This window comes from Mesorhizobium sp. B2-6-2 (assembly GCF_006440615.1).
Lineage (GTDB): Bacteria > Pseudomonadota > Alphaproteobacteria > Rhizobiales > Rhizobiaceae > Mesorhizobium.
Window position 1 is genome coordinate 15,715 of the sequence record NZ_VFUG01000020.1, and the last position, 19,361, is coordinate 35,075.

Sequence of the window (19,361 nt, forward strand, 5' to 3'; positions counted from 1 at the left end):
CCTCTCAAGGTCGGTTCCGCGCACTGTGCGGGAGCACTTGGCGGCGGTCAAGCGGTTGCGAAAACAATGGTTTCCGCAAAACTTCGTTCCAGACTTCACCGGCTAATTGGGTTGCATGGAGATTCAGGTCAGCCGGCCTGGCCTGAATCCCCATGCAACGTAAAGCGTGCCGGCAAGCAGCAGCCCGCCGATGACGGCAATGTTGACCAGGAATGCGTTGCGCAGGACCTGCCTCTCCGGCTCCTCCACGGCCCAGAAACGTAGCAGCATGACGTTCGTCGCCAGCGTGAAGGTGGCGAGCGCACCGGCGGCAAAGGGCCGAGTTATGCCAACGGCAAGCAGGAAACCCGCGACGGCCTCGACCATCGAACCGACGGCCAGCATCAAGGCCGGCGCCGGAAATTTCTGCGCGGCCAGATAGTCGCGCATCGCTCCGAATTTCAGGAAATGCTCGATGCCGGCGAAGACGAACACGCCGCCGATGAGGAGAGCGCCAAGCGCTTGAATGGATTGAACGGGCATGGCAGCCTCCTCTCTCGACGACGCGCTTTGCTTTGCTCAATCCAGCGGAATGAAGGCCGGGTTGTAGACGACCTCCCACAGATGATCGTCGGGATCCTGGAAGTAGCCGGCATAGCCGCCCCAGAAAGTTTTTTGCGCCGGCTTGACCACGCGCGCGCCGGCCTTGACGGCCTCGGCCATCACGGCATCGACCTCGGCCTCGCTGCCGACATTGTGGCCAATGGTGAGCTCGGTCGGGCTGCGGCCGCTCTGCGGCACCGTCGCGTCATGGGCGATGCTGGACCGTTCGAAGATGGCGAATTTCAAGCCGCCGGCGAGTTCGAAGAAGGCGACGGCGCCATGTTCGAATTCCCGCCCGATGATGCCTTCCGTCGGCAGGCCGAGGCCGTCGCGATAGAATTTGAGCGACGCTTCCAGATCGTCGACGCCGAGCGTCAATACGGTGATGCGAGTTTTCATTTCTCTCACTCCTTTCTATATTCGCGACCGCAGCCGCGAACGGATGCAGTCTGATGCGAGCGCGTGAAGCGCGGTGAAGTTGCGTCCGTTTTGCCATGGATGACGTGGCCGGCCTTGAATATTTCGGCCAAAATGACCGTCGCACCGATCCGGCAACTCCCGCTGGAGCAGATCGGAGAGAGAGAATGGAACCGGTCCTGGCGCAGACCACCGGCTTCTTTCGCGAGCGACCAGTCGCTGGCGGCCTTGCCGCTGCCTTCTGCGCGGTCTGGGTCCACCGCATGGACGACCGCGCCGTTCCGCCCATCGTCATCACGCCGGACGCGACGACCGACCTGCAATGGATCGACGGCCGCTTCCGGGTGGCCGGACCCGACAAGGAGCCGCAGATCGAGATGCCGCCGGCCGGGGCGGTGATTGTCGGCTTCCGCTTCCGTCCCGGCGCGGCCGCCGGGTGGCTGGGCGTGCCAGCCAGCGAAATCGTCGGCGGGCGGCTCGATCTCCAGGAACTATGGGGTACGCGTGTCCGCGGACTATCGGATCGCATCAAGGCTGCGACCGATCTGCCAGCCATGTTGCGGCAGTTGGAAGAGACGGTCGGCATGCGCACCGAAGGCCGCGATGCGCTCGACCCGCAGATGGGCCGGGCCTTCGACGTCATCCACAAAGGTTTGCCGCCGGAAACGCCGCTGGTTTCCTTCCTGCAGCGCCAGCTGCATATGAGCGAACGGACGCTGCGCCGCCGCTTCGAGGACGCCTTCGGTTATGGCCCGAAGACGCTCGACCGCATCCTGCGCTTCCATCGGTACCGGCGCTTGCAACGACAGCAAGGCAACGCCTCGACCGCGCTGCTCGCCATCGAGGCCGGCTATGCCGACCAGGCGCATCTGATCCGCGAAAGCCGGCGGCTGACCGGCGTGACGCCCTCGGCGCTGGCGTAAGGGGAAGGCGGCGCCCTACTCGCCCGCCAGCCAATCAAGGGTCCATCGCGACGGTTGCCGGACGGCGAGAACCTTGTGGAGGGCCGGCAACAGGACCTTCAATTCGCCTTCCAGCGTGTAGGGCGGATTGACCACCACCAGCCCGCTGCCGTCGAGGCTGGGCTCGTTCGAGGCGGGCCGGATCTCGAAGGCGATGTCGAGCAGCTTCGGAATGCCGGTCTCCTTCAACGCCGTGCGGAAAGCGGTGACCGCCTTGCGGTCCTTGATCGGGTACCAGAGCGCGTAGATGCCGCCCGGCCAGCGCCGATGCGCCTTCTGCAGGCCTTCGACGAGCCTGGAGAACTCGCCCTCCTCCTCGAAGGGCGGATCGATGAGGACGAGGCCGCGCTTTTCCTTCGGCGGCAGTTGCGCGCCAAGCGCCAGCCAGCCGTCGAGCTCGATCACCCTTGTCTGGAAATCGCCGGCGAAGACGGATTTCAGCCGCGCGGCATCCTGGGGGTGCAGCTCGATCGCCGTCAGCCGGTCCTGGTTGCGCAGGAGATGGCGCACGATCAGCGGCGAGCCGGGATAATGCTTGAGGCCGCCGTCGGGATTTCGCGCGCGCACCGCTTCGAGATAGGGCTGAAGCAGCGCCGCCGCTTGCGGCTCGAGCGCGGACTCGACCAGCCGGCCGATGCCGGTCTGCCATTCGCCGGTCTTGCCGGCCTCGACCGAGGCAAGATTGTAGCGGCCGATGCCGGCATGGGTGTCGATGACGCGAAAAGCCTTGTCCTTCTGCTTGAGATATTCGACGAGGCGCGCGAGCACGGCATGCTTGACGACATCGGCGAAATTGCCGGCGTGGTAGGCGTGGCGATAATTCATGCGCGCTTACCTTTAGAGAGCATGTCGAGCGAAAACCGCTTCACACTTTTCGGCATCATGCTCGTGGCGAACCGTTGCGGCCCCAGCGCGGCGGTGGCGGCTGCGAATTGGGATTTTTCGGGCCACCGCCGCGGCGCCCGAAGACCAGCGAAACCGCCAGTCCGGCAAGGCCGACGCCCATCAGCGTATAGCCGGTCGGCCGCGCGCGTTCGTCGATCGAGCCGGTGCCGGCGCGCAGGATGAGATCGACCGCGCGCATGGCGATGCCGTCGGCATCGCCGGGTCCGACGGTGAAGAGGTAAGGACCGGGCGCGACCCTATCGATGACGCCGGCCTCGTCGCGAAAGATCTTGTCGGGCAGTTGCGGGCTGGCCTGGCGCGGATTGTCCGTGTGGTTGAAGGAGAGCGCCGAGGCCAGCACCGTGCGGCCGCCATGCACCGCGGTCAGCGTCAGCACCGTGCGCTGCTGGCCCACGACGCGCTCGGCTCGCGCGGTCAGGTCGACCAGCACCCTTACCGGAGCGTCGCTTGCGGCAAGTTGCACGGTGGCGGGCCTGAAGCGGCCGCCCTCATAGACCCGATACGTGCCGATCGCGTGGCCGGAAAAATTGCTCATCGCCCAGGGATAGAAGATGCCGATGGCGGCACCGGCGATGAGGAGAAGGACACACAGGAAGCGCATTCAAGCCTTGGTCTTCTGAGCGAGATCGCTGCTATTTTTTGACGGGTTCGTTTCGCGCAGCTTCGCGGACCCGCTCCATCTCGTCCAGAAACATTTCCAGGCCAAGCTCGAAAGTTTTGTCGAAGCTGGCGGCGCCGAAATAGGCGCCGGCTTTCATGACGCTCGGATAGTCGCGCGCCAGTTCCTCGTTACTGACGGTGGTGACCGCCGAAGGCCCCTTGGCGTAGCCGGCCGTCTCGTCGAGGATCGCGCCCATCAGATAGTAGCTTGCGGCGCGGAACAGGCGGGCACTGAGCTCGGGGCCGAAGCCGCCATCCTCGAACAGGCCGATGATGGCGTTGAGCTTGGCGAGGCAGGGCGGCGAGTTCATGCGGTAGACGACGATGAACGGCGCAAAGGCCGGGTGCTCGGTGGCGACACGCCGGAATTCCTGCATGCCGATGCGGGCCCGCTCGCGCCAGGGCAGGCTGCCGTCTGGGATCACAAGCCCGCTCATCTGGTGGTCAACCAGCGCCTCGTAGAGATGCGCCTGCGAGGGGAAGTGGTGATAGATGCTCATCGCTTCGCAGCCGAGCCTGGCGGCGAGCTTGCGCATCGAAAACCCGGAAAGCCCTTCCCGCTCGATCACCTCGAAGGCGGCGTCCTCGATCATCTCGCGGGAGAGTTTTCCGCGGGATCGCTTTTTTTTGCTCGGTGCATCCATGGCGCTTGACAACTTACACTGTAAGGTTCATCTTCCGCACACCTTACATCGTAAGGCTAACAAAAACCAGAGGAGAATATCATGTCAGTCATTCGCATCGTCTCAACCGCGCATTCCTACCTTCGCTTCGCCTCGCTGATCGCCGCGGCGGGCGTGTCTGCCGCAGTGCTCGCCTCCGCGCCTGCCCGCGCCGATGACTATGACGCCGCGCTCAAGGACATCCAGTCGACGATGGGCGGTGTGCCGAGCTTCATCAAACAGTTCCCCAAGGCCGGTCTGCCCGGCGCCTGGGCCGAGGTCAAGGCCATCGAGCTCAGCGACAAGACGGCGCTGACGCCGAAGGAGAAGTCCCTGATCTCGCTGGCGGTCGCGGCGCAGATCCCTTGTAGCTACTGCATCTGGTCGGACACCCAGAACGCCAAGCACGCCGGCGCCACCGACGAGGAGATCCAGGAGGCCGTCACCATGGCGGCACTGACGCGCCATTGGAGCACCATCTTCAATGGCATGCAGGTCGATTTCGATCAGTTCAAGAAAGAGATGGGCGGAGAGTAGAGCTTATCACGGCAAAGCGGGCGGGCGCGAAACCCGCCCGCTTTTCGCCATCCCGATCGAGGCTCCAACCAAGCTTGTGGATTCGTCGCCGCCGCTGCGCCAGAGCGTTTCACCGTTTCACGGAAACGGCGAACCGCTCTATCTCTTTGTTTCGACGCAATTCCGGACGGAAAACCGCTCACACTTTTCCTGGAATTGCTCTATAGGAACAGCGCCTTGAAAAAGCCGGCACGGATCCGATATCGGACCGGCGCCGGATGGCGCTTCCGCCCCGACCGGGCGGCCCGTTGGAGACCTGTTTGAAGCGAGCGATATCGATAATCGTCACTCTGGCGCTGCTGGCATGGCTTGCCAGCGACCAGCGCTGGAAGATGGTCGGCGATGCCTTCGCCTCCATTACGCCAGGCGCCTTCGCGGCAGTCGCGGCGGCGCTGTTCGTCACCTATGTGCTCAGGGCGCTGCGTGTCTGCGACGAGTTCCGCGACGACGTGAACGGCCGCTTCGGCGCCGTGCTTCGCGTCATCCTGGTCCACAATGCGATGATCAACATCGTGCCGTTCCGCGGCGGCGAGACGGCCTTTCCGATCCTTTTGCGCCAGGTGTTCGGCGTGCCGATCGTGCGCGCCAGCGCTTCGCTGTTGTGGTTCAGGCTGCAGGACGCTTTCGTCGTCGGGGTGCTGGCCTGCCTGGTTTGGCCGGGCCTGCATCCGGCGCTGCGGGCCGCCGGCATCGCGGCGCTGATCGCCGCCGCATGGTACCTGCCGCGCTGGGCGCGCGCGCCGCACAACTGGACGGCGGGCGGCAGCAGGATCGTCTCGACGCTCGGCAAATTGCGCGACATCTTCACCGAAGCGACGGGACGCTCGCGCTACGGCTGGTGGTGGACGATCGCCAACTGGGCGCTGAAGCTCGGCGTGCAGGGCTGGCTGCTCGCCATGCTGCTTGACACCTCGTTCCAGACCGCCTTTCCCGGCGCGGTCGGGGCGGAGGCGGCCGCCATCCTGCCGGTACAGGGTGTCGCCGGTTTCGGCACCTATGAAGCGGGCGCGGCCGCCGCACTGCTTTATTCCGACATTGCCATGAAGGACGGCCTGCAGGCCGCGCTCGCGCTGCATCTCTTCATCCTGTGCTCGGCGGTCGCAACCGGTGCGATCGCCTGGCTGTTCCCCTCGAAATCGACGCTGCCGGAAACCCCGGCGGCGGGGCCGGCAAGGAAATGACCGCCATGAACGTGCTTCCCGTTCCGGCCTCCGGATTGCCCGAGGGCGCCGTCATGCCCGAGCACAAGCTCTCCATCGTCGTCCCGATGTACAACGAAGCCGACAATGTCGAGCCGCTGCTGGTCCGCATCCATCAGGCGATGGAAAATTACAGCCAGCCCTGGGAAGTGGTGCTGGTCGACGACGGCAGCACCGACGCCACGCCCGCCGAGATCCGCCGGCTGGCGGCGCAATACGGGCCGCATGTGCATGGCGTGGAACTGGTGCGCAACTACAAGCAGACCGCCGCCATGCAGGCCGGCCTCGACGCCGCGCGCGGCGACGTCATCGCGACGCTCGACGGCGACCTGCAGAACGACCCGTTCGACATTCCGCGCATGGTCTACCGCCTGCTGACCGAGGATCTCGACCTCGTCGCCGGCTGGCGCAAGGACCGCAAGGAAGGTTTCTGGATGCGCCGCCTGCCCTCGCGCATCGCCAACAGGCTGATCGCCCGCGTCACCGGGGTGCAGCTCAAGGACTATGGCTGCAGCCTGAAAGTGTTCCGCGGCAGCGTCATCCGCAGCGTGCGGCTCTATGGCGAGATGCACCGCTTCATCCCGGCCTGGCTCGCGACGGTGACGACGCCGCGCCGCATCGCCGAGGAGGTGGTGACGCATCACGCCCGCATCCACGGCAAGTCGAAATACGGCATCTCGCGCACCTTCCGCGTGGTGCTGGACCTCGTCTTCATGTTCTTCTTCCTGCGCTACCGCACGCGGCCCGGCCATTTCTTCGGCGGCATCGGCATCGTGCTCGGCGTGCTCGGCTCGCTGATCCTTGCCTATCTGTTAGCGATCAAGGTTTTCTGGGGGCAGGACATCGGCACGCGGCCGATGCTCATCACCGGCTTCTTCCTGGTGATCGCCGCGCTGCAGGCGGTGACGTCGGGCGTGCTCGCCGAGATGCTGTCGCGCGTCTATCTCGAGGCCAATGGCGCGCTCGCCTATGTGGCGCGGCCGCAGGCCACGCATGGCGAGGGCGAAGGCTGGCATTGGCCGAAGCAAGCGGGCGGCCGAGAAGGCGAAGCCGCGTAAGAAATGATCTTGCCGCTCCGGCACCGATCGCTGCCCGCGTTGCCAACCACGCCGATTTCGCGCAACGATTTTTCGCGACGGGAACGACGCGAATGAGCGATGCCGGGGGCTGACGGATCCATCCTGATTACCGGGGCGCGGGCGCCGGTTGCGCTGCATCTGGCGCGCCTTTTCCATGGCGCGGGCCAAAGGGTGATCCTGGCCGACACGCCGGCGCGGCCGATCGCGGCGGCGAGCAAAGCCTGCGCGCGTTATCATCGATTGCCGCCGCCGCGCTTCGAGCCGCGAGCCTATGCCGATGCGGTTGAGGAGCTGATCCGGGCCGAGGGCATCGGCCTCGTCGTCCCGACCTGCGAGGAGGTCTTTCACCTTGCGCTTGCCTGGCGCGGCAGGAGCATGCCGGCAAAAATGTTCGCGCCCGATATCGAGCTGCTGGCGGAGGTCCACAACAAGCACAGCTTCATCCGGCTCGCCGAACGGCTCGGGCTGGAGGTGCCGGAAACGACGCTGCTCAGCTCGCGTAGCGATATGGAGGTCGTGCGCGGCCGCTCTCGCGAGCTGGCGTTCAAGCCGGTCTGGTCGCGCTTTGCCAGCCATGTGCTGCTGCGTCCGCCGCCTGAAGCGCTCGATGCGATCGCGCCCTCGGCCCCCATGCCCTGGGTGGCGCAGCGTTTTGTCGAGGGCGAGGAGATCAGCGCCTACGCGGTGGCGCGCCAGGGCAGGCTCAAGGCGCTCGCACTCTACCGCTCGCTCTATCGTGCCGGAAAGGGCGCAGGCATCTTCTTCGAGCGGGTCGAGGACGAGGCCGCGCGCGAGCTGGTCGAGCGGATCGTGGCCGGCACCACGTGGACCGGGCAGATTTCCTTCGACCTGATGCGCGAGCCGGGCGGCCGTGTGCTACCGCTCGAATGCAATCCGCGCGCGGTGAGCGGCCTGCATTTCTTTCGCGACCCCGCGCGCTTTGTGGATGCCGTGCTCGGCGACGGTCAGGAAGTCACGCCCGACGTCATCGCCCCGCAAACGGTGCGGCTCGCGATGTGGATTTACGGATTGCCGGTGGCGGTGCGTTCGGGCGGGCTTGGCGAATTCCGAAAGGCGATGCGCGGGGGCCAGGAATTGCTCGATTGGCCGGAAGATTCAGCGCCGGTTAAGGCGCAATGGCCGGCGCTGGCGGAGATTGCACAAATGGCGTTGCGCGAGCGGATCAGCCTGCAGGCGGCGTCGACGCGCGATATCGAGTGGAATGGGCCGGGCTAGGCATGCATATTGTAGAAGCTGGCGGGACAGCGCCCCCCTCTGTCCTGCCGGACATCTCCCCCACTTGGGGGGAGATCAGCAGCTCGGGCGCCCCGCTCCTCCTGCCGCGCCGGCGATTGGCAAAGCCGGCGCGACAGCCAATCTCCCCCCTCGTGGGGGAGATGGCCGGCAGGCCAGAGGGGGGCGCGAAGGAACGCGATGTTGCCGCCTTATCGGCAAACAATCACAGTTCAATCTCATGCACCCTTGCCTCGCTCGCAGCCGCTGGCATCTTCCCATCCATGATCGCGGCGATGTCGCGGCGCAGGAAATCGAGCGGGCCGATCACCGGCAGGGCTTGCGGCGGTAGCCGGGCGTTGTCGCTGGCCGATTTCAGCACCCGGCGATCTTGGTGCAGCGCGACGTTGAAAAGCGGCTTGAAGGCCAGCGCCTTCATCTCGCCGAGCAGGCCTTGGCGCCGGCCAATCAGCCAGCCGATACCCTCGACGGTGTGCTTATCCGCCTGGCGCAGATGGAAGGTGGTGGCTAAGACCAGCCCGTCCCTACCCCAATATTCGAGCTCGGCGATGCCGGGATGGCGGAAGCGGCCAATGGTCTTCGCACGCTCGCCTTCCAAGAGCCGGCTGATCAGGCCCTGCTGACGGTCCTCGCCGGTGTAGCAGGCCTCGACCCAGCCCTTGCCGCCGGTCACCTCGACCCTCACCAGATGGCGCTTCGAGGTCAGGCCGCGCAGCAGGCCTTTATGGGTGAAATGGGTATGGGTGGCATCGAGGATGTTTTCCGCCGCATCGATGACCGTTGACTGCGTCGATGAGCGCACCCGCCGCACGATGACATCCTTGCCCTGCATGCAGTGCAGGTAAGGCTCGCTCGTCGGCGAGCCGGAAGAAATGAAGACGACGCCGTCGCGCTCGATCGCCGCATAGCGGCGGACCCGGTAATGCGGCATGGCGCCGACATGGCCGGGGATCGCGGTGCAGCGTCCCTCGCCGTCATAACGCCAGCCATGATAGGGGCATTCGATCTCGCCGCCGATGATCCTGCCGGTCGACAGCTCGACCAGCCGGTGCGGGCAACGATCAAAAAGTGCCGCAATGCCTTGCGCCGAGCGGAACAGCACCACGGGCGCGCCGTCGCACAGGACGCGCTTCGGCCGTCTGCCGATGTCGGTCGACAACGCCACCGCCTGCCAATAGGCTTCCCCGCCGCCGCGCTCGCTCACAGTTCGAACCTCCTGAGCAGGGGGACGCCGACCCATGCCAGCACGGCCTCGATGACGCGGATCGCCACGCGCCGACGGCGCGCAAGATGCCCGGCATAGACGGCGTTGTATTCGATCGCGGCGACCGCGCCGCGCCGGCGTTTGAAATCGGCGGCGCCCGCGCTCATGTTGAAGAACAGGCCGCGCGCTGTGGCGTGATCCTGCGCCACCGCCATCATCATGCGATAAAGCCCGTCGGCGACCGGCAGGCTGGTGTCATAGCCGACGATGGGCTGGGTCAGCGTGCCGCCGTTCTCGAACAGGCCGGTGACGGCGACCAGCTCGCCGCGCGGCCGGCGCAATCCCGCCAGGCTGATGATGCCGCGCCGGTGCATCTCGGCGATGTAGCGGGCGGTGTAGTGCGGATTGAGCGGCGTGTACTTGTCGAGATAGAGCATGGTGTAGAGCTGCTCGGCGCGCGCGTAGTCGGCCTCGGTGAAATCGCCATTGCCGACCCGCTCGAACGGTGTCGCGCGCAAGCGGGCGCGGTCGCGCTTCATGTCGCGCGTCATTGCGGGCGCGGCGCTGCAATCGGCGAAGATGTAGATCTGGCGCGCCGCCAGCATGCGGAACCCCTCGGCCCTCAAGGCGGCAATGGTTGCGGGATCGGCGATATCGTTCAACGAGCGGATGACGATGGCGCGATCGGGGAAACGCGCGGTCAAGGTCGCGCGAAGCGATGCGATCGCCGGCCGGTCGAGCAGCGGCACCGGATTGGTCGAATAGAGCCAGTTGTTGACCTGCGCCTGACGGTCGAGGCCGCTCGCCCTGACCAGCGGCGCGCAGGCCTTGATCAGCGCGTTGAGCGCGCGACGCAGCAGCGGGCGACCGGCGAAGTTGCGCGTCTCATCCATCGCGTAGTCGATATAGGCGCTGGTCAGGCAGCAGATGTAGCAATTGTGCGCCTTGCTCTCGTCGTTCAACGTCAGCGGAAAAACCCGCCCGGCGATTTCGAACGTCTCGACTTTCGTGTCCAGATTGGCGACGAGATCGCGTACCGGCACCTCGTTGAAAAGCTGCACAAAAGCCTCGACCTTTGCCGGCTTGTTCTCGACCCGGTCGGCCTGCTGCACAGGCCTTTGCGCCATCGCCGCGCCGCTCATCGCGCGCGCTCCAGGCGGGCTTCGACGCGACGCAGCTTGCGGCCTGTCTCCAGCGGCAGCGGCGAGCGGACGAGCGTGACGGCCGCCGCCGCCTGTCGCGCGCCCAGTAACGCTTGCACAGCTTGAAGAGCGGCAGCCGCCGCATCGTCCGGAAGCGTCGGCGGAAGGCTGAGCTCGACCCTGTCCGGCCCGGTCTGGACAAGACGAAAATCATCGATGCGGCGATCGGCCTTGAGCACGGCGTTGCGCAGCACATCCGGCGTGACGAGGACCGGGCCGTCCGGCGACATGAGCCGGAACACATCATCCATGCGGCCGACGATCTCGTCGACGCAGCGCAGCGGCGAACCGCAGCGGCAAGGTTCTTTGGACAAGCGCAACAGGTCGTTCATCCTGTAGCGCGCCATGATCTGTGTCCGGCGCCGAAAGGCCGTCACCAGCGGCGTCACCAGCCCCTCGCCCGCCGGCTCGAATTCGAAGAAGACGGAGTCTTCGGCAAGATGCAGTCCGCTCTGGCGGCAGGTGACCGCGAACAGGCCTTCTGTCGCCATGTAGATCTGATCGAGCGGCAGCCGGAAGAAATCCTCTATAACCGAACGGTCAACCGGATCCAGCGTTTCAGCCGCCGAGAAGACACGCTTCGGACGCAGACGGAAACCCTCGCTCGCGAAATGCCGCAGGATTTTCGGCGGCGCGATAATCACCGTCGGGTCGAAGGCTTCGAGCGCGCCGCGCCAGCTTTCCGGGCCCGAGGTCAGATCGAAGAAGGCGAGCTTGATCAGGCGCGATTTGCGGGCGCTGTCGTAAAGCTCGGTGTTCTGCGGCAGGATGACCGCGACGCGCATGCCGCGCCAGAGAAGATCGGGCGCCGCCTTGGCCAGGATCGCGCCCAGCCAGCGGTATTTTTCGGCATCGGAAATCACGAACAGGCCGCGATTGCCCGATGTCCCGGTACTGGCGCCGATTGTGAGCGATCCGGCGCTGCCCTCGCCCGCCAAGGCCGCCCAGGCTTGCGCGGCGGTGAGACGGTGGATGTTGAATTCGTCGAAGCGCGCCATCAGCAGCGCCTTGTCGGTGACCGGCAGATCGCTGAGGCGCGCCGGCGCCTTGCCGTAAAAGGGCGCGCGCGGCAGGTCGCGCTCAAGGAAGCGCCGCAAAGCGGCCGCCTGCCAGCGCTCGAAATCCGCGCGGCTCTTCCGCGAGACCCAGCGCGTCAAGGCGAAGGAGCCTGCCGCTTCCGCCAGCCCGTTCATGCAGCCTCCGGCGCAAGGTCGTAAGATGTCGGCGCGGGATCATGGCAGAGCATCACCTCGCCGCCGGAGGCGAGGAAGCGGCGCAGCATGGCGCTGGTCGGCTCGATCGCCACTGCATCCTCGGCGATCAGGGTGGCCGGGAAACCCGGCGAGCGGCTCTCGGTCAATGCAGCGAGCAGCCATTGCGCATCGACGGCGTAGAGCAGCGGCCGGGCCGGGCCGGTAAACAGCAGGCCGAACTGGCCGTCGGCATGTCCTGGAAGGTCGACCGCGATGACGCTGCCGTCGCCGAAGAGATCGGCGCCGCCTGGCGCGCCTTCGCGCGCCTCGACCTGCCGCTTCGCGGACAACGCCTCCAGCCTTGTCTCGAAATCCGGCGGGAAGAGTTCGGTGAAGACGCCGTGGCGCAGATTCTGCCTTGGGCTGCGCGCCTTGACCCGTGCCCAGGCGGCATCGCTGGCGATGAAGCGAGCGTTGCGGAACAGCGACAGGCCCGAAATGTGGTCGGCGTGGAAATGGGTGACGATGATCGTGCGGATGTCGTCGGGCGACAGGCCGAAACGCCGAAGCACCGGCAGGACCTGTTCGGCAGCGTTGAGCTCGGGTTTCAGCAGCGCACCGTAGAGCCGAAGCATGCGGCTGCGCCGCGCCCCGCTCAAAGCTTCTTGGGTGTAGCCGGTATCGATGAGCACCGGCCCGGCAGTTGGGTGAAAGATCAGCCCGTAGCGGACGCGCAGCCTGACGCTCTGCCAACTGCCGCCGCGCAGGATCAGCCGTTCGGCGGCGCTCACCCAGGCGCTGTTGGCGAAGAGCAGCTTCATGGCCCGGACCCGCCGGCAAAAGTGCGGTCAAGCCCCTGTTCGAACGAGATTTTCGGCGTCCAACCGAGAACTCGCTTGGCCTTGGAAAGATCGAGGCTTTGCGCGTAGGCGAAGAGACCGAGCCCATAGCGTGTGACCGGCGGCTCGGGCCGACCAGGCAACCGGAGCGCCACCGCTTCCATCAGGCCCGCCGCCAGCATCGCCGGCATGAGCGGCGTCGGCCGCCAGCGCGCCTCGAGACCGGCGCGGGCGCAGGCCTCGTCGGCGATGCGGCGGACCGGCAGCACCTCGCCGCCGGAGATGTTGAAAACCCGGCATTCCGCCTCCCCGGGCGCGGCAAGCGCCGCCATGACCGCGTCGACGACGTCGTCGACGTAAGTGAGGTCGATGGCCGCCCGGCCATCGCGAAACAGCGGCAGCGGGCGGCTTCTTGCCGCCTTGAGCAGGCGCGGCAGCAGCGCGTGGTCGCCTTTGCCGTAGATGCCGCGGGGCCGCAGCGCCAGCGGATGGATGGCGGGCTGGCCGAGCACGATCTTTTCGGCCTCGCGCTTGGTGCGGGCATAGTGGTTCACGGGCTCCGGCAAGGCCGCGTCCTCGCTGAGCCCAAGCTGGTCGCGGAAGGCAAAGCAGACGGACGGGGTGGAGATGTGGACGAAGCGGCTGACGCCTTGCCGCCGTGCGAAATCGACAAGGTTGCGCGTTGCCGTGACATTGGCCGCCTCGAAATCCGCGAGGCGTCCGAAAGGCGAGGAGAGCGCCGCGCAATGGATGATCCGTTCGACCCTGCCAAGCCTCGGATCGAGCGCGCCGTCGAGCGGCCGCACGAGATCGTGGCGCACGATGCGATGGCCGGCGGCCTCCAGCGCGGCGCAGCACGCTTCATCGCGGCCGAGCCCGAGCGCCAGCGTGCCGGACGCAGCCAGCCGCTCGAGCACATGCGAGCCCAAGAAACCGCTGGCGCCGGTGACGAGCACGGCCATCCTCAGACCTCCAGCGCCATGCCGCCGAAGGAGACGCCGGCCGACGTGCCGAGGAAGAGCAACTTCATGCCCGGCGCCACGCGGCCCTCGCGGCGCGCGACGTCCAGCGCGAAGGGAATGGACGCCGCGATCTGGTTGCCAAAGCGGGCGGAGATATCGACGAGCTTTGCCGGCGCAAAGCCGGTCTGACGCGCCATATGGGCAAGCGCGAAGGGGCTCGCCTGGTGCGGCACGACGAGATCGACATCGCCATGCCGCCAGCCGGCGCGCTCGAGCAGAGCGGCGACGAAGCCGTTGAAATGGCGTGAAGTGAGCCGAAACAGTTCCCTGCCGTTCATGTGGAACAGGCTGTGCGCCGCGAACGCTTCCTGCTCCTTGCGGAAATCGAAGCGCGTGCCGCCCGAACCGATGCCGCAGGCTGCCCACGCGGATGGATAAGTGCGCATCAGGCTGGCCGCCACCTTGCCCTCGCCTTGGCCGCCTTTGCGCAGCACGGCGGCCGCGGCGCCGTCGCCGAAGAGCGCGGCGATCTCGGGCGCATCCTGCCAGGGCAAAGCGCGCGAGGCGACTTCGGACGAAAATACCAGCGCCGTCTCGCATTGCCCGGCCTCGATCATACGGCCGGCGGTCTCGAAGGCGGTAAGGAAGCCCAGGCACGTGCTGTTGACGTCGAAGGCGGCGGCCGAGCCGTCGGCCAGCCCAAGGCGCTGCATGACCAAGGGCGCGGTCGCCGGCAGCGGCTGGTAAGGCACGCCGCAGCCGCCGATGATCAGGTCGACCGCGCCGGGATCGAGGCCAGCATCCTCAAGCGCCAGCGTCGCCGCGGCGCAAGCTAGATCGATTTGCGATTCGCCCTCGCAGACATAGCGCTCGACGATGCCGGTCGCGGTTTCCAGCGCCCCGTGGCCAAGGCCGAGCCGCTCCTCCAGCGTCCGCGTCGTGACGCGCTCAGCCGGTACCGCCCTGCCGGTTCCGACGATCCTGATCCGCATTCTCCCCCCGCCGCATGAGCTTGGCCCTTATCTAACGCAAAAAGCGATCGATAGCGACGTTTCCAAGCTCATGCGGCACTGCCAGATCATCGCTTCCGAAGGAAACCCGTCACCGCTTCCATGAACTCCGCCGGACGCTCGACATTGAGCAGGTGGACGCCCGGCAAAAGCAGGAGTTCCGCGCCGGGGATCGTCGCGGCGATCGCCTCGCTGTGGCTTGCCAGCGTCACCTTGTCGTCCTCGCCACCGATCACCAATGTCGGCGCGGTGATAAGGCAAATCGGGCGGCGCAGATCGGCGTCGCGGACCGCGGCGAAGCATCCCGCCAGGCCATGCGGCGACATGGCGAGGATCGCGGCGTGGAATGGCTCGACCGTCTTGTTTTGACCGGCAAGCATGGAGGCCGGGAACCAGTTTCGCATGAACATGTCCGCCGTCGCCGACAGATCATTGGCCGCAAGCACGTTGCGTATCTGCTCGTCGAAATAGGATGCCGGCCCGAGATGCGGCGAGGTGTTGGAAAGTATCAGGCGCTCGACGCGTTCCGGCGCATGGATGCCCAGCCATTGGCCGACGAAACCGCCCAGCGACAGACCGAGGAAATGCACGCGGGCAAGCCCGAGGAAATCGAGCAGTTCCAGCACGTCGCGGCCGAGACGGTCGAGCGAATAGGCGCCGGCCGGCGCGTCGGAGCCGCCATGGCCGCGAAAATCATAGCGCAGCACGCGGAAGGATTTGGCAAGTTCCGGAACCTGGCCGTCCCACATGTGGAACGTCGTGGCGATGGAGTTGGAGAGCATCAGCACCGGCCGGTCTTCCGGACCGTCCAGCCGGTAAGCGATGCGGGCGCCATCGCCCGCCGTGAAGTGAAGCGTGTCGGTCATTTTGGGTCCTCATCCTTTCGGCGCTTTTGCAACGCTTTCGATGAGGCAAAGTAAGCATGGAAACCATCGAAGAAAATTACTATGATGCGACAATCCTTGTAGGAATCATCGACTATGGATGGCGTGAAACTTCACGATCTCAGATGCTTCGACGCGGTCGCCCGCCGAGGCAGCTTCCAGGCCGCGGCACAGGCCTTGCACCGGACGCATCCCTCGGTATTCGCGGCCGTCGCCCGGCTCGAAGAGCAACTTGGACTGACGCTGCTGGACCGCAGCGGCTACCGGGTGAGCTTGACCGACGAAGGCCGCCTGTTCCATGCGCGGGCGCAACTGACGATCCGCGAGTTCGAGCATCTTCGGACCTATGCCGGCCAGTTGGCGAGCGGCGAGGAAACCATGCTGCGCGTCGTCATGGGCGACGTCTGCCCTCGGCCCAGAATACTCGGCTTGCTCAGCCGCTTCTTCGCCGAGCGGCCGCGCACGCGCCTGCATCTCGACTATGAAGCAATCGGCGGGCCGGTCGAGCGATTGATGGACGGCGAAGCGGACCTTGTCTTCCACCCCGCCGACCTGTCCGATCCGCATCTCGAACGAATCGGCCTGTGTGAAGTCGCCTTCGTGCCGGTGGTGGCGCCGGGTTTCTTGCCGTTCGACCCGAGGAATGACGTCGCGCCGGAAGCGATGCGGCCCTTCACCCAATGCGTGATCCGCGACACGACGCGGCGTCCTTCACCAGAAAACTTCTTCGTCATCGACGGCGCGCATTCCTGCTCGGTGCCCGACCATATGATGAAGAAGGAGCTGATCCTGCACGGGCTCGCCTGGGGTCATTTGCCCGATTGGTTGATCGAGGACGACTTGCGCGACGGACGGCTGATCTCGATTGCCGGCCGGCACATTCCCGGCCGCAGCGAAACCGTCGCCGCGGTGCGGCGACGCGACAAGCCGCACGGACCTGTGGCCGAGGCGTTGTGGCGACATCTTCAGGCGCAGAGTCGAGCTCAGCCCGTCGCGCACGGATAAATTTGCCGTTCTTTTGTCCTAAAGATCAGTGCTAACAAGTTGGCGGACAACAGTGACTCTGGGACCTCAACCCAATGCAACGTTCGACCAGCCTCGCGTTCGCTTTGCTGCTTTGCATGTGTAATTACAGCGCTGCCAACAGCGAATTTCTGAGAATTTCGGTCGAATGCCCCAGGTCAGGCGGCGATGGGATCCTTGAGACCGTCGATGAAAAGCCGAATGGCAGCGCGTCGCGCGTGTCGACAACGTATGTCGGCGGGCAAGTAGATCAGGTGGCGGTTGCCAGCTCGACAGACGGGTCGAACTTCAGAAACCGTTTCACGCTCACTCGCTCAAACAGCGCAGGAACGAAAGAGTACCCAGCATTCCGCGCTTTTGAGGACCGTGCCAACGAGTTGTTGCGGTTCTTCTGCAACGCCACACCTGCAGAGAAACAACGCTATCTCGATCTACTGCAGGCTAACCGGCTGCTGCTTGGTCAGCAGAAAACGCCCTAGGACCAAGTCGGTCTAACACCTAGCCGACGGTGCTTTAAGCCTTGCGTTCCCAGCGTCGGTCCCGTGTCTGCTGCCAGTAGGTGACGGCGTGGCCAGCTTCCTTCATCGTCTTCCAATGGCCGCGGGCGGCTTCGAGCTGTGCCGCGTCATGGCCGTCGAACAGGAAGACGGCGCGTTCGTAGCCGGACAAGTCGGGAGGCGTCGCGCCGTCGACCAGGAAACGGATCTGCGCGGCGTTCTGGTTGCTCTCGCCGGTGGTGAGCAGGATCGGCTGTTCGGTCGGATAGGCTTCGCGATCGGTGGCATGCGCCAGGAAGGAATCGTCGCGAAAAATCCACAGATGCTGGTCAAGCGCGTCGCGGCGATCTTCCGTGCCGGTCTGCACCACCGCGCGCCAGCCGCGCTCGACGCTGCGCTCGAGCAGGCCCGGCAGCGCCTCCTCGAGCGTCGATTCGGTCAAATGGTAGAACAGGATGTCGGTCATCCCGGAAACCTAACCCTCATAGTGGTCGCGGACCAGCCTATCGAGCAGCCTCACGCCGAAACCCGAGCCCCAGGACTGGTTGATCTCGCTCGACGGCGCGCCCATCGCGGTGCCGGCGATGTCGAGATGCGCCCAGGGCGTGTCCTTGACGAAGCGCTGCAGGAACTGCGCGGCGATGATGGCGCCGCCATAGCGGCCGCCGATGTTCTTCATGTCGGCGTTCTTGGAATCGATCAGCTTGTCGTATTCGGGTCCGAGCGGCATGCGCCATAGCCGCTCCTGCGATGCCTGGCCGGCGCCGAAAAGCCGGCCGGCAAGCTCGTCATTGTTGGAGAAAAGGCCGGCATAATGCTGGCCGAGCGCCACCATGACGGCGCCAGTAAGCGTCGCCAGGTTGATCATGAATTTCGGCTTGAAACGGTCGTTGGCGTACCAGAGCGCGTCGGCCAGAACGAGGCGGCCTTCCGCATCGGTGTTGAGCACCTCGATCGTTTGGCCTGACATCGAGGTGACGATGTCGCCGGGACGCTGGGCGTGGCCGTCGACGGCGTTCTCGACTAGGCCGATGACGCCGACCACATTGGCCTTCGCCTTGCGCGCCGCGAGCGCGTGCATCAGCCCGGTGACGGCGGCGGCACCACCCATGTCGCCCTTCATGTCCTCCATGCCGGAGGCCGGCTTCATCGAATTGCCGCCGGTGTCGAAGGTGACGCCCTTGCCGATGAAGGCGAGCGGCGCGCCCTTGGCCTTGCCGCCGTTCCAGCGCATCACAGCCAGGCGCGCGCCGCGCGGCGAGCCTTGCGCGACGCCGAGCAGCGAGCCCATGCCGAGCTTCTTCATCTCCTTTTCAGCCAGGACCTCTACCTCGACGCCGAGCTGCTCCAGCGCCTTGACGCGCTCGGCGAATTCGACGGGCCCAAGCGCATTGGCCGGCTCGTTGACCAGATCGCGCGCAAGCAGCACGCCTTCGACCACCGCTTCCTCGCCGGCGAAAGCCTTCTTGGCGGCAGCGGGATCGGCGCAGTGAATGGTTACCTTGGCGGGCTTGCCCGCCTTTGCGTCGGATTGGCCGTCTTCCTTGTCCTTCCTGGTCTTGTATTTGTCGAAGGAATAGCTGCGCAGCAGGATGCCCGCGGCAAGGCTCGCCGCCAGGCGACCGTCGGGCTGCAGCTCCGGCAGATCGAGGATGACGGCCACCTCGGTCGCCTTGCGCAGCGAAGCGGCAACGGCGCCACCGAGCTTCAGCCAGGCATTGTCGTCGAGGCTCGAGACCTTGCCGGCGCCGACCGCCACCAGCCGGTCGACCGGCGTTCCTTCCGGCGCCAGCACCTCGGCCGAGCTTGCGAATTTGCCGGAGAAATCGGCGACCGGAAAGGCGCGAGCCAATGCACCAGCCGGGTCGCAGGCCTTCGCCGCCTCGCCGAGCCCGCCGTCATCGGCCGCGAAGACGAAGACGCTGCCCTTTTTAGGCGCGGCGAATTTGGCGAAGGAAATGGATGGTCTCGACGTCATCAGGTCCTGCTTTCGGGGATGGCCGTAAGGTGCCGGCAAAGGTAATTTTCAACGGGCGAGAGGTTTGGCAAGCGTGCGCGACATTTGGTCGTTTTCCGCCATTTGGCAAGACTTTGGCCGAAATCGCGGTCTATATCGGCGCCACCATAGACAAAGGATTCGCCTCGGCACGACCTTAGTTTGCTGCCGCAACCTGCTGTTAACCATCGATGTTTTGCATTTCTTATTCATTGGCGCGGAGACTCCGCCACGCCGGGGCACGTGGCGTGGGG

Annotated in this window: 21 protein-coding genes; 7 read left to right on the top strand and 14 right to left on the bottom strand. The window is 65.6% G+C overall.

The window, feature by feature from the left end:
- Positions 1–123: 123 nt before the first annotated feature.
- Entirely contained in the window at positions 124–522 is a 399-nt protein-coding gene (locus FJ419_RS26160) for a DoxX family protein (protein WP_140700073.1), read from the bottom strand.
- A 36-nt stretch (positions 523–558) separates the two neighbouring features.
- Entirely contained in the window at positions 559–981 is a 423-nt protein-coding gene (locus FJ419_RS26165; protein WP_140700076.1) for a VOC family protein, read from the bottom strand.
- Between the two features lie 185 nt (positions 982–1,166).
- Here FJ419_RS26165 and FJ419_RS26170 point away from each other — a divergent pair, with 185 nt between their 5' ends.
- Positions 1,167–1,922 carry an AraC family transcriptional regulator gene (locus FJ419_RS26170; protein WP_140700079.1) on the top strand — a complete coding sequence of 252 codons (756 nt, stop codon included), beginning with the start codon at positions 1,167–1,169 and terminating at the stop codon, positions 1,920–1,922.
- A 15-nt stretch (positions 1,923–1,937) separates the two neighbouring features.
- On the opposite strand, the gene FJ419_RS26175 is transcribed toward FJ419_RS26170, so the two are convergent.
- Genes FJ419_RS26175 through FJ419_RS26185 form a run of 3 tightly spaced genes read right to left on the bottom strand, consistent with a single transcriptional unit; the run spans position 1,938 to position 4,120 of the window.
- Positions 1,938–2,786 (bottom strand): 23S rRNA (adenine(2030)-N(6))-methyltransferase RlmJ, encoded by an 849-nt coding sequence (locus FJ419_RS26175; protein WP_140700082.1) that lies wholly within the window; start codon positions 2,784–2,786, stop codon positions 1,938–1,940.
- 55 nt (positions 2,787–2,841) lie between these two features.
- Positions 2,842–3,468 carry a hypothetical protein gene (locus FJ419_RS26180; RefSeq protein ID WP_140700085.1) on the bottom strand — a complete coding sequence of 209 codons (627 nt, stop codon included), beginning with the start codon at positions 3,466–3,468 and terminating at the stop codon, positions 2,842–2,844.
- A 31-nt stretch (positions 3,469–3,499) separates the two neighbouring features.
- Positions 3,500–4,120 carry a TetR/AcrR family transcriptional regulator gene (locus tag FJ419_RS26185; protein ID WP_246676251.1) on the bottom strand — a complete coding sequence of 207 codons (621 nt, stop codon included), beginning with the start codon at positions 4,118–4,120 and terminating at the stop codon, positions 3,500–3,502.
- A 132-nt stretch (positions 4,121–4,252) separates the two neighbouring features.
- Here FJ419_RS26185 and FJ419_RS26190 point away from each other — a divergent pair, with 132 nt between their 5' ends.
- The 4 genes from FJ419_RS26190 to FJ419_RS26205 all read left to right on the top strand — a co-directional run bounded on the left by FJ419_RS26190 (position 4,253) and on the right by FJ419_RS26205 (position 8,279).
- Entirely contained in the window at positions 4,253–4,726 is a 474-nt protein-coding gene (locus FJ419_RS26190) for a carboxymuconolactone decarboxylase family protein (protein ID WP_140635988.1), read from the top strand.
- A 299-nt stretch (positions 4,727–5,025) separates the two neighbouring features.
- Positions 5,026–5,946 (top strand): lysylphosphatidylglycerol synthase domain-containing protein, encoded by a 921-nt coding sequence (locus FJ419_RS26195; RefSeq protein ID WP_140700091.1) that lies wholly within the window; start codon positions 5,026–5,028, stop codon positions 5,944–5,946.
- A 5-nt stretch (positions 5,947–5,951) separates the two neighbouring features.
- Complete coding sequence (locus FJ419_RS26200) at positions 5,952–7,022, top strand: glycosyltransferase family 2 protein (protein WP_140700094.1); 1,071 nt, start codon at positions 5,952–5,954, stop codon at positions 7,020–7,022.
- 99 nt (positions 7,023–7,121) lie between these two features.
- Entirely contained in the window at positions 7,122–8,279 is a 1,158-nt protein-coding gene (locus FJ419_RS26205; protein ID WP_140700097.1) for a hypothetical protein, read from the top strand.
- A 223-nt stretch (positions 8,280–8,502) separates the two neighbouring features.
- Here FJ419_RS26205 and FJ419_RS26215 read toward each other — a convergent pair whose 3' ends face one another.
- The 7 genes from FJ419_RS26215 to FJ419_RS26245 form a co-directional block, all read right to left on the bottom strand.
- Entirely contained in the window at positions 8,503–9,501 is a 999-nt protein-coding gene (locus tag FJ419_RS26215; RefSeq protein ID WP_140700100.1) for a Rieske 2Fe-2S domain-containing protein, read from the bottom strand.
- On the bottom strand, positions 9,498–10,643 hold the full coding sequence (locus tag FJ419_RS26220; protein ID WP_140700103.1) for a GNAT family N-acetyltransferase: 1,146 nt from the start codon (positions 10,641–10,643) through the stop codon (positions 9,498–9,500). Before FJ419_RS26220 ends, FJ419_RS26215 begins: the two co-directional genes overlap by 4 nt.
- The gene (locus FJ419_RS26225) at positions 10,640–11,896 is read right to left on the bottom strand and encodes a F390 synthetase-related protein (RefSeq protein WP_140700106.1); all 1,257 of its coding nucleotides are present in this window, start codon (positions 11,894–11,896) and stop codon (positions 10,640–10,642) included. Before FJ419_RS26225 ends, FJ419_RS26220 begins: the two co-directional genes overlap by 4 nt.
- Entirely contained in the window at positions 11,893–12,717 is an 825-nt protein-coding gene (locus FJ419_RS26230) for an MBL fold metallo-hydrolase (protein WP_140700109.1), read from the bottom strand. Before FJ419_RS26230 ends, FJ419_RS26225 begins: the two co-directional genes overlap by 4 nt.
- A complete protein-coding gene (locus tag FJ419_RS26235; protein WP_140700112.1) occupies positions 12,714–13,697 on the bottom strand; it encodes an NAD(P)-dependent oxidoreductase in 984 nt (327 codons plus the stop codon). Before FJ419_RS26235 ends, FJ419_RS26230 begins: the two co-directional genes overlap by 4 nt.
- 2 nt (positions 13,698–13,699) lie before the next feature.
- Positions 13,700–14,689, bottom strand: coding sequence for a 3-oxoacyl-[acyl-carrier-protein] synthase III C-terminal domain-containing protein (locus tag FJ419_RS26240; protein ID WP_140700115.1), 990 nt, complete (start codon positions 14,687–14,689; stop codon positions 13,700–13,702).
- Between the two features lie 86 nt (positions 14,690–14,775).
- Positions 14,776–15,573 (bottom strand): alpha/beta fold hydrolase, encoded by a 798-nt coding sequence (locus FJ419_RS26245; RefSeq protein ID WP_140700118.1) that lies wholly within the window; start codon positions 15,571–15,573, stop codon positions 14,776–14,778.
- A 114-nt stretch (positions 15,574–15,687) separates the two neighbouring features.
- Here FJ419_RS26245 and FJ419_RS26250 point away from each other — a divergent pair, with 114 nt between their 5' ends.
- Together FJ419_RS26250 and FJ419_RS26255 are read left to right on the top strand one after the other, a co-directional pair.
- Entirely contained in the window at positions 15,688–16,596 is a 909-nt protein-coding gene (locus tag FJ419_RS26250; RefSeq protein ID WP_140700121.1) for a LysR family transcriptional regulator, read from the top strand.
- A 74-nt stretch (positions 16,597–16,670) separates the two neighbouring features.
- A complete protein-coding gene (locus tag FJ419_RS26255) occupies positions 16,671–17,093 on the top strand; it encodes a hypothetical protein (protein ID WP_140700124.1) in 423 nt (140 codons plus the stop codon).
- A 34-nt stretch (positions 17,094–17,127) separates the two neighbouring features.
- Here FJ419_RS26255 and FJ419_RS26260 read toward each other — a convergent pair whose 3' ends face one another.
- Both FJ419_RS26260 and FJ419_RS26265 read right to left on the bottom strand, forming a co-directional pair.
- A complete protein-coding gene (locus tag FJ419_RS26260) occupies positions 17,128–17,577 on the bottom strand; it encodes a DNA polymerase III subunit chi (protein WP_140700127.1) in 450 nt (149 codons plus the stop codon).
- A gap of 9 nt (positions 17,578–17,586) precedes the next feature.
- On the bottom strand, positions 17,587–19,089 hold the full coding sequence (locus tag FJ419_RS26265) for a leucyl aminopeptidase (RefSeq protein WP_140700130.1): 1,503 nt from the start codon (positions 19,087–19,089) through the stop codon (positions 17,587–17,589).
- Positions 19,090–19,361: the final 272 nt, after the last annotated feature.